This window comes from Streptomyces xinghaiensis S187, assembly GCF_000220705.2.
GTDB classification, from domain to species: Bacteria; Actinomycetota; Actinomycetes; order Streptomycetales; family Streptomycetaceae; genus Streptomyces; species Streptomyces xinghaiensis.
In genome coordinates, this window is the sequence record NZ_CP023202.1 from 3,565,060 (window position 1) to 3,578,293 (window position 13,234).

At 70.9% G+C, this 13,234-nt stretch carries 12 protein-coding genes and 1 tRNA gene; 6 read left to right on the forward strand and 7 right to left on the reverse strand.

The genetic code is table 11. The annotated features are described in order from the left end of the window. Positions 1 to 32 precede the first annotated feature (32 nt). Entirely contained in the window at positions 33 to 287 is a 255-nt protein-coding gene (crgA, locus tag SXIN_RS15290; RefSeq protein WP_019707360.1) for a cell division protein CrgA, read from the reverse strand. Between the two features lie 149 nt (positions 288 to 436). On the opposite strand from crgA, the gene SXIN_RS15295 reads away from it, so the two are divergent. From SXIN_RS15295 to SXIN_RS15315, 5 genes are all read left to right on the forward strand, one after another. After that, positions 437 to 1,222, forward strand: coding sequence for a DUF881 domain-containing protein (locus SXIN_RS15295; protein WP_095757108.1), 786 nt, complete (start codon positions 437 to 439; stop codon positions 1,220 to 1,222). A gap of 118 nt (positions 1,223 to 1,340) precedes the next feature. Continuing rightward, positions 1,341 to 1,514, forward strand: coding sequence for a hypothetical protein (locus tag SXIN_RS31535; protein WP_019707358.1), 174 nt, complete (start codon positions 1,341 to 1,343; stop codon positions 1,512 to 1,514). Further along, the gene (locus tag SXIN_RS15305) at positions 1,511 to 2,164 is read left to right on the forward strand and encodes an aminodeoxychorismate/anthranilate synthase component II (protein ID WP_019707357.1); all 654 of its coding nucleotides are present in this window, start codon (positions 1,511 to 1,513) and stop codon (positions 2,162 to 2,164) included. The genes SXIN_RS31535 and SXIN_RS15305 overlap by 4 nt, the downstream gene beginning before the upstream one ends. Continuing rightward, entirely contained in the window at positions 2,161 to 3,702 is a 1,542-nt protein-coding gene (locus SXIN_RS15310) for a class E sortase (RefSeq protein ID WP_238153770.1), read from the forward strand. The genes SXIN_RS15305 and SXIN_RS15310 overlap by 4 nt, the downstream gene beginning before the upstream one ends. Before the next feature lie 30 nt (positions 3,703 to 3,732). Next, complete coding sequence (locus tag SXIN_RS15315) at positions 3,733 to 4,461, forward strand: class E sortase (RefSeq protein ID WP_019707355.1); 729 nt, start codon at positions 3,733 to 3,735, stop codon at positions 4,459 to 4,461. A gap of 149 nt (positions 4,462 to 4,610) precedes the next feature. On the opposite strand, the gene pknB is transcribed toward SXIN_RS15315, so the two are convergent. The 6 genes from pknB to SXIN_RS15345 all read right to left on the reverse strand — a co-directional run bounded on the left by pknB (position 4,611) and on the right by SXIN_RS15345 (position 12,681). Next, complete coding sequence (gene pknB, locus SXIN_RS15320; protein ID WP_019707354.1) at positions 4,611 to 6,614, reverse strand: Stk1 family PASTA domain-containing Ser/Thr kinase; 2,004 nt, start codon at positions 6,612 to 6,614, stop codon at positions 4,611 to 4,613. A 168-nt stretch (positions 6,615 to 6,782) separates the two neighbouring features. Continuing rightward, positions 6,783 to 8,243 carry a peptidoglycan D,D-transpeptidase FtsI family protein gene (locus SXIN_RS15325; RefSeq protein ID WP_019707353.1) on the reverse strand — a complete coding sequence of 487 codons (1,461 nt, stop codon included), beginning with the start codon at positions 8,241 to 8,243 and terminating at the stop codon, positions 6,783 to 6,785. After that, a complete protein-coding gene (locus tag SXIN_RS15330) occupies positions 8,240 to 9,637 on the reverse strand; it encodes an FtsW/RodA/SpoVE family cell cycle protein (RefSeq protein WP_039820339.1) in 1,398 nt (465 codons plus the stop codon). The genes SXIN_RS15325 and SXIN_RS15330 overlap by 4 nt, the downstream gene beginning before the upstream one ends. Positions 9,638 to 9,647: 10 nt before the next feature. Next, positions 9,648 to 11,174, reverse strand: coding sequence for a PP2C family protein-serine/threonine phosphatase (locus SXIN_RS15335; protein ID WP_238153771.1), 1,527 nt, complete (start codon positions 11,172 to 11,174; stop codon positions 9,648 to 9,650). Positions 11,175 to 11,312: 138 nt separating this feature from the next. Next, positions 11,313 to 11,834: an FHA domain-containing protein FhaB/FipA gene (locus SXIN_RS15340; RefSeq protein ID WP_095757110.1), complete on the reverse strand. Its 522-nt coding sequence runs from the start codon at positions 11,832 to 11,834 to the stop codon at positions 11,313 to 11,315. A gap of 10 nt (positions 11,835 to 11,844) precedes the next feature. Further along, a complete protein-coding gene (locus SXIN_RS15345) occupies positions 11,845 to 12,681 on the reverse strand; it encodes an FhaA domain-containing protein (protein ID WP_095757111.1) in 837 nt (278 codons plus the stop codon). A gap of 419 nt (positions 12,682 to 13,100) precedes the next feature. Here SXIN_RS15345 and SXIN_RS15350 point away from each other — a divergent pair. Beyond that, positions 13,101 to 13,184: transfer RNA gene (locus tag SXIN_RS15350), tRNA-Leu, on the forward strand. The last annotated feature ends 50 nt before the right edge of the window (positions 13,185 to 13,234 follow it).

Here is a 13,234-nt window from a genome sequence, read left to right on the forward strand (position 1 = left end):
GGGCAAAGCTTGACCGGCACGGTCACCGACCGCTACTTCCACTGGGTCGAGACCACGAACCCCGCCGCGATGAACCCGAAGCCCACCACGATGTTCCAGTTGCCGAGCGACTTGACCGGCATGTCACCGGTGGTCACATAGAACACCACGATCCAGGCCAGCCCGATCAGGAACAGGGCCAGCATCAGCGGCGCCACCCAGCTGCGGCCGCTCGACAGCTTGACGGTGGTCTGCTTCGCCGGCGGCGGCGTGAAGTCGGCCTTCTTGCGGATACGTGACTTCGGCACGAGAGACTCTCCTGTCGATCCTGTCGATGCGCTGTGCGGCCGCGCAGGGATCTGGGCTGTCGGCCGGTTGAGAGCGACGGGGACACTTGCTCCCCCGGGCGCGTCCGTTAGCGTAGTGCTTCCGCGGCTTCGAAGGAGATAAGGGTACGGTGAGCAATCCGGCGGATCCCGCCCCCGAACCCCGCCTCCCCGCGCCCCGGAGGCCGGGATGGCATCCGGTGCGGCTCCTCACGGCAGGCATCTTCGCCCTGGCCGGCCTGCTGTTCTGGACCAGTTTCAATACTGCTCAGGGTACCAATCTCCGCACCGACGACTCCCTGCTGGAACTCTCCGATCTCATCCAGGAACGCAGCCGGGAGAACGCCCGGCTCGACGACCGGTCCGCCGCCGTGCGCGCCGAGATCGACCGGCTGGCCCGGCGCGACGACGGCAGCACCGACGCCCAGGACCGGAAGCTGGACGCCCTGGAGAAGGCCGCCGGCACCGAGAAGGTCAGCGGGCCCGGCCTGACCGTCACCCTCACCGACGCCCCGCCGGACGCCACGGCCCGCACCCCCGGCGCCCCCGACCCCCAGCCCAACGATCTCGTCATCCACCAGCAGGACCTCCAGGCCGTGGTCAACGCCCTCTGGCAGGGCGGCGCCAAGGGCATCCGCGTCATGGACCAGCGGCTCATCTCCACCAGCGCGGTCCGCTGCGTCGGCAACACCCTGATCCTGCAGGGCCGGGTCTACTCGCCGCCGTACGTGGTCACCGCGGTCGGTGACACCGGGTCCCTCCAGCAGGCGCTCAACGACTCCCCGGCGATCGAGAACTACCTCCGCTACGTCGACGCGTACGGCCTGGGCTGGGAGGTGGAGCGGCACGACGCCGTGACCCTGCGCGGCCACGCCGGCACCGTCGACCTCCAGCACGCGACCCCGGTGCAGAGGTGATCCGCCGCGGGGCCGCGCTCCCGCGGCGTCAACCGGAAGAGGTGCTTTCCCCCGCCGACCCCCGGCCGGGGCCCCGATCCCCTTACTCTGGTCGGTGCACCGATCGGAAAGGGTCAGCATGTACGGCTGGATCTGGCGGCAGCTGCCGGGGAACACATGGGTGCGGGCACTGCTCTCGCTCGTGCTCGTGCTGGCGATCGTCTTCGTGCTGTTCCAGTACGTCTTCCCGTGGGCGGAGCCACTGCTGCCGTTCGGCGACGTGACGGTCGACAACGGGGGTGGTTCCCGGTGAGCGCGCGCATCCTCGTCGTGGACAACTACGACAGCTTCGTCTTCAACCTCGTCCAGTACCTCTACCAGCTCGGCGCCGAGTGCGAGGTGGTCCGGAACGACGCGGTGGAGCTCGGCCACGCCCGGGACGGCTTCGACGGCGTCCTGCTCTCCCCCGGCCCCGGCACCCCCGAGGAGGCGGGCGTCTGCGTGGACATGGTGCGCCACTGCGCGGACACCGGCGTCCCGGTCTTCGGCGTCTGCCTGGGCATGCAGTCCATGGCGGTGGCCTTCGGCGGCGTCGTCGGGCGGGCCCCCGAACTGCTGCACGGCAAGACCTCCCTGGTGCACCACGGCGGTGAGGGCGTCTTCCGGGACCTGCCCACACCGTTCACGGCCACCCGCTACCACTCGCTCGCGGTCGAGCGGGACACCGTGCCCGCCGAGCTGCGGATCACCGCCTGGACGGGCGGGGACGGCCCGGAGAACGGCATCGCCATGGGGCTGCGCCACCGCGAACTCCCGGTCGAGGGAGTGCAGTTCCACCCGGAGTCGGTCCTCACCGAATGGGGGCACCGGATGCTGGCGAACTGGCTCGCCGAGTGCGGGGACGGCGGCGCGGTGGAACGGTCGGTGGGTCTCGCACCGGTGGTCGGCAAGGCCGCCGCGTGACCGCCCTCCGCCCCGAACGGGACAGCTCCCGCGCCCCGTACGAGGGCGGCGGGACGCCGCCGTACGACGAGCCCGTCTCGTTCCCGGCGGACGGCGGGCCGGGCGACCCGCTGAGCGGTCCCCTCCCCGGCTCCCCCCGGCACGCCCGCCCCGGCGGCGGAGGCACCGTGCCCGGTTACGGCGAGACGCACGCCGCGGCCGCCCACTCCGGGAGGTACGACGACCCGTACGCCCCGCCGGCCGCCCGCCCGCACGAGGAGTTCCCGGCCGAGGCGTACCCCCGGAGCCCGGCCTTCCGGGCCGTGGCGGACCCCCTGGCGCCTCCGGCCGACCCGGTGCGGAGCGGCTACGGAAGCGCCCCCGCGGAGCCCTACGGAGGCGCTCAGGCGCCCCGGACGCACCGGCGGGGCCCCAGCCCCTTCACCGCCGGGCTGGCGGCCGTCTCCGGCGCCCCGGAGGCCCCCGCCGCACCGGACCCGGCGGTTCCGCCCGGCCCCGCCGCGGCCCCCGGCGACGACCGCACGGTCACCCTGCGCGCCCCGGAACCGCCCGCGGACGAGGCCACGGTGGCCCTGCGCATCGCCGACATCCCGGCCACGGACACCGGGGCCGGCGGCGCGGACCCGGCCGCCGGGGTCCCCGCCACCGGCGGCCGGGCGGCCCGGCGCAAGGCCGCGCAGAGCGGCGGCCGGCGGCACGGGAGCGGCCGGCGTGCCCGCCGTCCCGGAACCGCCGCGGCCGGCGGTGCGGCCGCGACCGCCGCCGCTGCCACGGCTCCGGGCGGCTCCGGTGCCGCCGCGGCGCCGTGCTCCCGGGTCGAGGCCCGGCGGCTGGCGCGGGCCCGCAAGGACAGCCCCGGGGTGATCGCCAGCCGGGTGCTCGGTGAGACGTTCATCACGGTCGGCGTGCTGATGCTGCTGTTCGTCACCTACCAGCTGTGGTGGACGAACGTCCTGGCGAACCAGCAGGCCGGTGGCGCCGCCAGCAACCTCCAGGAGGAGTGGGACAAGGGCGGCGGCGAGAAGACCGAGAACCGGGACCCGGGCGTCTTCTCGCCCGGCGAGGGCTTTGCGATCATGTACATCCCCAAGCTGGACGTGAAGGTCCCGATCGCCGAGGGGATCGACAAGCACAAGGTGCTCGACCGGGGCATGGCCGGGCACTACGCCGAGGGCAAGCTGAAGACAGCCATGCCCTGGGACGAGAAGGGCAACTTCGCGGTGGCCGGGCACCGCAACACCCACGGCGAGCCGTTCCGCTACATCAACAAGCTGAAGCCGGGCGACGAGATCATCGTCGAGACGCGAGACACGTACTACATCTACGCGATGGCGAGCATCCTCCCCCAGACCCCGCCGTCCAACATCAGCGTGATCGACCCGGTGCCGAAGCAGTCGGGCTTCACCGGACCCGGCAGGTATGTCACCCTCACCACCTGCACCCCGGAGTTCACCAGTACGTACCGGATGATCGTCTGGGGCAAGATGGTCGACGAACGGCCGCGGAGCGAGGGCAAGCCCGACGCGCTCGTCGGCTGAGGACCGAGCGGAACGGACAACGGGGACGCCGTGGCAGCCACGACCGAACACGACGAGCAGACCGGCGCGCCGCGGCCCGCCGCCCGACCGCGCCGGAGGGGGCGGATCGCGGCGGTGGTGGGCGTGCTCGGCGAGCTGCTCATCACCGCGGGGCTGGTGCTGGCCCTCTTCGTCGTCTACTCGCTGTGGTGGACGAATGTGCTGGCCGACCGCGAGGCGGACCGCAAGAGCGAGCAGATCCGGGACCGCTGGGCGGGCGGCCCCGGCGCCCTCGACACCGGGGACGGCATCGGCTTCCTGCACGTCCCGGCGATGGAGGAGGACGCGATCCTCGTCACCGAGGGCACCGACACCGAGGAGCTCAACGCGGGTGTCGCCGGCTACTACACGGACCCGGTGAAGGCCGCGATGCCGTGGAAGAAGAAGGGCAACTTCTCGCTCGCCGCACACCGCGACGGCCACGGCGCCAAGTTCCACAACATCCACAAGCTTCGGGACGGCGATCCGGTCGTCTTCGAGACCCGCGACACCTGGTACGTGTACCGGGTCTACGAGAAGCTGCCGGAGACCTCCAAGTACAACGTGGACGTGCTCGCCCACGTCCCCGAGGTGTCGGGGAAGAAGAAGGCCGGCCGCTATCTGACGCTGACGACCTGCACCCCCATCTACACCTCGGACTACCGCTACATCGTCTGGGCCGAGCTGGAGCGCACGGAGAAGGTCGACGCCGACCGCACCCCGCCGGCGGAACTGCGCTGACCGCGGGGGCGCCCGCACACCACCGGACGCCGGCTCGTCGTCCCGCCGGCCGCTCATGAGAAGTCCCCGGCACCCGCGAGGGGTACCGGGGACTTCCGCGTGACGGAACGGGCTGCCGGAAGGCGGAGTGCCGGTTCCGGAGCCCGGGGCTAGTCGTCGCCGCCGGCACCGCCGAAGAATCCGCCGAAGCCGCCGCCGTCTCCGCCGTCACCGCCGCCGTTGCCGCCCGGCGCGGCGATGGTGACCAGGGTGACGGCCTGGCCCTTCTTCACCTGTTCGCCCGCGGCCGGCGAGGTGTTGATCACCACGGCCTTGTCGTCCTGCGGGCCGGTGAAGCCGCCGATGGTGAGCCCGGCGTCCTGCAGGGTCTTCTTGGCGTCCTTGACGCTCTGGCCCTTCACATCCGGCATCGGGAACTGCTCGGCGGCCTTGGCGATCTGGATGTTGACGGTCGAGCCCGCCGCGACCTGCTCGCCCGGTGCGAAGCTCTGCGAAACGATGGTGCCCGGCTCGGCGTCCGACTCGACCTCGCTCTGCTCGCCCAGTACCAGGCCGGCGCCCTCGAGGATCGTCTTGGCCTCGTCCGGCCGCTTGCCCGTGAGATCCGGGACGGTGGACTTCTCCGCCTCCTTGGCGACGGAGAGGGTGATGGTCACGTCCTTCGCCCGCTCGCTGCCCGCCTTGGGGGACTGCTCGATGACCGTGCCCGGGGTGCGCTCGGAGACCACGTCCTTGCGCTGGATGTTCTCGAAGCCCTTGTCCTCCAGATCGGACTTGGCCTCGTCGAACTTGGCCCCGATGACATCCGGGACGGAGATCTTCTCCGGGCCGGAGCAGACGGTCACGGTGACCGTGTCGCCCTTGGGCACCTCGGTCTCCGGCTCCGGCGACTGCTTGATGACGTCGCCCTTCTCACCACTCTCGCAGGGTTCGCTGCCGCCCTTGGCGATCTCCAGATCGGAGTTGAGGACGCGCTCCTCCGCCTCCTCGTAGGACTTGCCGATCAGGTTCGGGACGGGGCGGTCGTCGTCGGGGCTGCTGCCGAAGAGTTCCCGGCCGATGAAGATCGCGCCGATGAGGACCAGCAGCCCCGCGACGACGAGCAGGATCGTCGAGGTGTTGGTCTTCTTGGCCGCGCCGCGGCGCCGGTCGGGCCGCTCGTCGTAACCGAAGCCCCCGTCGTCGTCGCGCATCGGCGGCAGCATGCTCGTCTGCCCGCCCGCGCCCTGGGCCGGGAGGGCGGTGGTGGGCTGGTCGGCGCCGTAGGCCGCGCCATAGCCGACGGCACCCATGGCGGCGGTGGCGGCGACGGGCTGGCCGTCGAGGGCGGCCTCGATGTCGGCGCGCATCTCGTCGGCCGACTGGTAGCGGTAGTCCGGGTCCTTCGTGAGCGCCTTGAGGACGATGGCGTCCATCTCCGGCGTGATCTCGGGATCGAAGGTGCTCGGTGGCTGAGGCTCCTCGCGGACGTGCTGGTAGGCCACGGCCACGGGGGAGTCGCCGACGAACGGCGGCCGCACCGTGAGCAGTTCGTAGAGGAGACAGCCGGTGGAGTAGAGGTCGGAGCGGGCGTCGACCTGCTCGCCCTTCGCCTGCTCCGGGGAGAGGTACTGGGCGGTGCCGATGACGGCGGCGGTCTGCGTCATCGTCATGCCGGAGTCGCCCATGGCGCGGGCGATGCCGAAGTCCATGACCTTGACCTGGCCGGTGCGGGTCAGCATGACGTTCGCGGGCTTGATGTCGCGGTGGACGATGCCGGCCCGGTGGGAGTACTCCAGCGCCTGGAGGACCCCGATGGTCATCTCCAGCGACCGTTCGGGCAGCAGCTTCCGCCCGGAGTGCAGCAGCTCCCGCAGCGTGGAACCGTCGACGTACTCCATCACGATGTAGGGGATGGAGACGCCGTCCACGTAGTCCTCGCCGGTGTCGTACACGGCGACGATGGACGGGTGGTTCAGGGAGGCGGCCGACTGGGCCTCGCGGCGGAACCGGGCCTGGAACGACGGGTCGCGGGCGAGGTCCACCCGCAGGGTCTTCACAGCGACGGTACGGCCGAGCCGGGTGTCGTGGGCGAGGTACACCTCGGCCATGCCACCACGGCCGAGCACCGAGCCCAGCTCGTACCGGCCGCCGAGGCGACGCGGCTCTTCCATAGCTTCTCCAGCCCTCTCCGTCATTCCCGACCGCACCGACATGGGGCCCGGCGGTGTGCTGTCCGGGCATACCGTACCCGGCGCGTCTTAAGCGGTCCGGGCGTCAGGGCGAGCTGATACACGACCGGTACGACAAGAAGGGCGGATCGCTTCATGGGGTGACCGAGATCACTTCTTCAGTACGGCCCGCATGACGTCTTCCGCGATCGGAGCGGCCAGCCCGCCACCGCTGATGTCGGCGCGGGCGGCGTCGGAGTCCTCGACCACGACGGCCACGGCGACCGGGGAACCCTCGTCCGTCTTCGCGTAGGAGATGAACCAGGCGTACGGCTTCTCGCTGTTGTCGACACCGCGCTGGGCGGTACCGGTCTTGCCGCCGACGGTCACGCCGGGGATCCGCGCGGCTGTGCCGGTGCCCTTCTCGACCACCGTCTCCATCGCGGACTGCAGCTTCTGCGCGTTCTCCGGAGAGAGCGGCCGGCTCATCTCCTCGGGGCTCGTCTGCTCGATCACATTGAGGTTCGGCGCCCGCAGTTCGTCGACCATGTACGGCTGCATCAGCTTGCCGTCGTTGGCGACGGCCGCGGTGACCATGGCCATCTGGAGTGGGGTGGCCGCCGTCTCGAACTGGCCGATGGCGGAGAGCGCCGTCTGCGGCTTGTCCATCTCGGTGGAGACGTTGCTGCGGCCGGCCCGGACCGGGGTGTCGATCTCGGAGTTGTTGAAGCCGAACTTCTTGGCCGTCTCGACCAGCTTGTCCCGGCCGAGATCGGCACCGATCTTGCCGAAGACCGTGTTGCAGGAGACCCGCAGGGCCTCCCGCAGGGAGCCCTTCTCACACGTCGGGTGGGGCCCGTCGTTCTTCAGCTCGGTCTGCGTGTTCGGGAGGATGTAGGGGTCCGGGGTGTCCGTCCTGGCGTCGATGTCGTCGATCAGACCGTGCTCGAGCGCCGCGGCCGCGGTGACCACCTTGAAGGTCGAGCCGGGGAAGAAGGTCTCGCGCAGCGCCCGGTTGTGCATCGGCTTGTCCGGGTCCTTGAGGAGCTTCTGGTAGTTCTCGCCCTCCTCCTCGCTCATGCCGGCGATGTCGGACGGGTCGTAGCTCGGGGCGCTGGCGAGGGCGAGGATCGCGCCGGTGGACGGGTTGATCGCCGCCACGGCGCCCTTCTTGTCGCCCAGGCCCTCGAACGCGGCCTTCTGCGCCTTGGCGTTGAGCGTGGTGACGACCTGGCCGCCGGTCTTCTCCTTGCCGGTGAGCATGTCGATCGTGTTGGTGAAGAACAGCCGGTCGTCGTTGCCGGTGAGGATGCCGTCGTAGAGCTTTTCGAGCTGGTTGGCGTCGTAGACCTGGGAGGCGTAGCCGGTGACCGGCGCCCACATCTCACCGTTCTTGTACGTGCGCTTGTACTTGAAGTCGCCGCTGTCGGTGGTGGTGGAGCCGGTGATGGCCTTGCCGTCGACGATGATGTCGCCGCGCGGCACGCTGTACCGCTCGATGGCGACTCTGCGGTTGTGCTTGTCGCTCTGCAGTTCGTCGGCCTGGACGAACTGCACCCAGTTGACGCGGATCAGCAGGGCCAGTATCAGCAGGCCGCAGAAGATCGCTACACGGCGGAGTGGCTTGTTCACGTTCGGACCACCTGGGTCATCTCGGCGTCGGTGGACGGTGCCGGGGCGGGGGCCGGGCGGCGGGCGGTGTCGCTGATTCTCAGCAGGATGGCCACCAGCGCCCAGTTGGCGATCACGGAGGAACCGCCCTGGGCGAGGAACGGCAGCGTCATACCGGTCAGCGGGATGAGGCCGGTGACGCCGCCGGCGACGACGAAGACCTGGAGGGCGAAGGCACCGGCGAGGCCCACGGCGAGCAGTTTGCCGAACGGGTCGCGGGCGGCGAGCGCGGTGCGCATCCCGCGCTCGATCAGCAGGGCGTAGAGGACCAGGACGGCCATGACGCCGGTGAGCCCGAGCTCCTCGCCCACGGTGGCCAGGATGTAGTCGCTCTTGGGGGCGATGCCGCCGATGAGGCGGGAGTAGCCCTGGCCGAGCCCGGAGCCGAGGATGCCGCCCGCGCCGAAGGTGTACATGGCCTGCGCGGTCTCGGTGACACCGCCGTCCTGCAGCTCCAGCGGGTTCAGCCAGTTGTGGACCCGGCTCTGGACGTGGGAGGCGAAGGAGGCGACGGCGACGGCGCCCACGGCGCTGAGGGTGAGGCCGAAGACAACCCAGCTGGTGCGCTCGGTGGCCACGTACAGCATGATCACGAAGAGGCCGAAGAAGAGCAGCGAGGTGCCGAGGTCGGTCTCGAAGATCAGGATCATCAGGCTGAGCGCCCAGATGACGATGATCGGTCCGAGGTCCCGGCCGCGGGGCAGGTACATGCCCATGAAGCGGCGGCTGGCGAGGGCGAGGGCGTCCCGCTTGACCATCAGGTAGCCGGCGAAGAAGACCGCGATGATGATCTTGGCGAACTCGCCCGGCTGGAGCGAGCCGACGCCCGGAATGGTGATCCAGATCCGGGCGCCGAAGCGGGCCGGGAAGAACATCGGCAGGATCAGCAGGATCAGCGCCACCACCATGGAGATGTAGGTGTAGCGCTGGAGCACCCGGTGGTCCTTGAGGAAGAACAGCACGCCGAGGAAGAGGGCGATGCCGAGGGTGGACCACATCAGCTGGCCGGGCGCCATCGCGCCGCCGAGCCGCGGGGTGGTGATGCTCGGCTCCAGGTCGAGCCGCCAGATCAGCACCAGGCCGAGGCCGTTGAGGAGGGTGGCGATCGGCAGCATCAGCGGGTCGGCGTACGGCGCGAACTTGCGCACCATGAAGTGGGCTATACCCGCCAGCAGGCCGAGGCCCGCGGCGTAGCCGAAGACCCCCGCGGGGACGGTGCCCTCCTTCGCCAGGCCCACGTTGACGTAGGCGAAGACGGGGATGAGCACGGCGAAGACGAGCAGCGCCAGCTCGGTGTTGCGCCGGCTCGGTGCGCCCATCGGCCCGATGGTGGTGGTGTTGGCTGAACTGCTCATGGCTGGCCCCCTACGGCTGCGTGCTGTCGCACTGCTTGGCCAGCCGTTGCTCTTCCTCCGAAAGGCTGGGGCCCGGCGACGGAGTGGCGGCCCTGCTGGCGTCGTTGTCCTGGTCCTCGGTGCCGGTCCGGTCGCCCGGGGCGCCGGCCTCCTTCTGCCGTTCCTCGGCTTCCTTCTCCTTGGCGGCCTGTTCCTCGGCGGCGGCCTGCTGTTCGGCCTTCTTGCGGCAGGCGGTGGCCTGCTTGCCGAGGTCGCCGACCTTGTCGCGGGCCTGCGAGAGGCTCGCGACCGCGATGGTCTCCTTGACCTGGTTGCGCTGGTAGACCGGAAGGTACTTGAGTTCGATCTCGGGGTGGTCCTCGTGGACCTTGTTGAGGCTGATCCAGGCGAGGTCCTGGCTGATCCCCTGGTAGAGCGCGACGTGCTCGCCCTCGGTGCCCACGTAGTACTGGGTCTGGGTCCAGCGGTATCCGGCGTAGAGGCCGCCGCCGAGGACGCCCAGCACGAGGACGAGCCCCAGGGATCTCTTGAGCCACTTGCCGCGCCGCGGCTTGCTCAGATCACCACCGGCGTAGTCGCCGTAGACGCCGTCACCGGGCGGGTCGCCGATCGGGTCGCCGCTGCCGGGCGGGCCGAAACCGCCCGCCGGGGCGCCGGGGTTCTGGCCCTGCTGGGGCACACCCCGGCCGAGGCCGGCCGCGCGCCCCGCCGGGGTCTGCATCGCGCCGTTGTCGCCGAGCTGCGCCTGGTTCTCGGCGACGGCGCCGACCACCACGGGGGTGTCGTTGAGCCGGCCGGAGAGGGTGTCGGTGCCGTCCACGTCGAGGACGTCGGCCACGATGCAGGTGATGTTGTCGGGGCCGCCGCCGCGCAGCGCGAGCTGGATGAGCTCCTGCACGGTCTCGTGCGGGCCCTGGTAGCCGGCGAGGGTGTCCTCCAGCGTCTGGTGGCTGACGACGCCGGAGAGCCCGTCGGAGCAGATGAGGTAGCGGTCGCCGGCCCGGACCTCGCGGATGGAGAGATCGGGCTCGACGTGGTCGCCGCTGCCCAGCGCGCGCATCAGCAGGGAGCGCTGCGGGTGGGTGGTGGCCTCCTCCTCGGTGATCCGGCCCTCGTCCACCAGCCGCTGGACCCAGGTGTGGTCCTGGGTGATCTGGGAGAGGACGCCGTCGCGGAGGAGGTAGGCGCGGGAGTCGCCGACGTGGACCAGGCCGAGGCGGCGGCCCGTCCACAGCAGCGCGGTGAGGGTGGTGCCCATGCCCTCCAGCTGCGGGTCCTCCTCCACCATCACGCGCAGCTGGTCGTTGGCGCGCTGCACGGCCGTGCCGAGGGAGGTGAGGACGTCCGAGCCGGGGACGTCGTCGTCGAGCTGGACGAGGGTGGAGATCACCTCGGAGCTGGCGACCTCGCCCGCCGCCTGGCCGCCCATGCCGTCGGCGATGGCGAGGAGGCGGGGGCCGGCGTAACCGGAGTCCTCGTTGCCCTCGCGGATCATGCCTTTGTGCGATCCGGCGGCGAAGCGCAGTGACAGACTCATGCGCACCTCGCCTGTCGGCTCCGGGTACATCCGCACGGTGCCCACCCTCCGGTCGGGAGCGCGCGGGAGTCCCCTGCCGGGACGGTCCCGGCGGCTGTGTCCGCCGGGGCGCGCTCGCTCCGCTCGCTCATTGTCTTACTACTTCCGCAGCTCGATGACGGTCTTGCCGATGCGGATCGGCGCACCCGGCGGAATCGGCGTCGGCGCGGTGAGTCGGTTCCGGTCGAGATAGGTGCCGTTGGTGGAGCCGAGGTCCTCGACGATCCACTGGCCGTCCCGGTCCGGGTAGATCCTGGCGTGCCGGCTGGAGGCGTAGTCGTCGTCGAGCACGATGGTCGAGTCGTGCGCCCGGCCGAGGCTGATGGTCTGCCCCTGCAGCGCGACGGTGGTGCCCGTCAACGTGCCCTCGGTGACGACGAGTTTGGTCGGGGCGCCACGCCGCTGCCGGCCCCCGCCGCGGCCGCCCGTCTGCTGGCGCGGGGGCTGCGGCGGACGTGCCGCCGGGGCCGCGCGGCCGGACTCGGCGCCGCGGCGTGCCGCGCGCTGCGTCACGCGGGTGCCGAACAGATCGCTGCGGATGACCTGTACGGCCACGATGACGAACAGCCACAGTACGGCGAGAAAACCCAGCCGCATGACCGTCAGGGTCAGCTCTGACATTGCCCCCGCTTCACCCTTCGGCTTGCCGGTAAACGATGGTGGTACTGCCCACGACGATTCGCGAGCCGTCGCGGAGCGTAGCGCGGGTGGTGTGCTGTCCGTCCACCACGATGCCGTTGGTCGACCCGAGATCCTGGATCACCGTGGGCGTCCCCGTCCGGATTTCGCAGTGCCGGCGGGAGACTCCGGGGTCGTCGATGCGGACGTCGGTCTCGGTGCTGCGGCCGAGGACCAGCGTCGGACGGGAGATCTGGTGGCGGGTGCCGTTGATCTCGATCCAGCGGCGGGTCTGCGCGCCGGGCAGCGGTGACGCGCCGGGCAGCCGCGACACCGGCGCCGGTCCGGGTGGAGGCCCGGGCGGGGGGCCGGGCGGCGGCGAGGACGGCATCGGCGGCGGACCGCCGGGCTGCGCCGGGTAGCCGCCGGGGTGCGGCGCCGCGGCGGGGCGGCGGCCGGCCGGGGCCTGGGACTCGCTGGAGGCGAGGGTGCGGCTGCGGACCCGGTACAGGCCGGTGTCGAGGTCCTCGGCCTTCTCCAGATGGACCTGGACCGAGCCCATGAAGGTGTAGCGCTGCTGCTTGGCGTAGTCGCGGACCATGCCGGACAGTTCGTCGCCCAGCTGGCCGGAGTACGGGCTGAGGCGCTCGAAGTCCGGTGCGCTCAGCTCGACGATGAAGTCATTGGGCACGACCGTCCGCTCGCGGTTCCAGATGGTCGCGTTGTTGTCGCACTCGCGCTGGAGCGCGCCGGCGATCTCGACCGGCTGCACCTCGGACTTGAACACCTTGGCGAAGGTGCCGTTCACGAGACCCTCGAGACGCTGCTCGAAGCGCTTCAGTACTCCCACTGGGCACCTCCTTCCCTGACCCGTGCCGCAACCCGCCGCTGGTACTGCCTACTGATCGTATCCACGAGCCGCAAACACGACTGGTTCCACATCCCGCCCCTGCCTGTCAGTGTCGCCGCTCACAGGATCGTAGAGGCGGCTGCCAACAGTGTCCCGCAACCTGCGGGGTGCTCGGGCGGTCGGGGGCGGGAAAGCGGAGCTCCGGGAGAAGATCGCCGGGACGGATGGGGAGAGAGCGGACGCACGGGGCGGGGAACGCGGCACCGGCGCGGGCCCTGCGCCGGGTCGCGCGGGGGCGCCGGAACGCATGTGAAGTCACCCTGGCCGGCGTGCTAATCTTCTGGATGTCGGAAGGCGCTCACACACCACCGGCCCGAGAGGGTCCGGGAGATGTGAGAGAATCGTTCGGCAGCACCCATGCGCGGGTGGCGGAATAGGCAGACGCGCTGGATTCAGGTTCCAGTGCCCGAAAGGGCGTGGGGGTTCAACTCCCCCCTCGCGCACGCATGAGGTAACGGGAACGGGCCTCTTCGAGTGACACATGTCGCTCGGG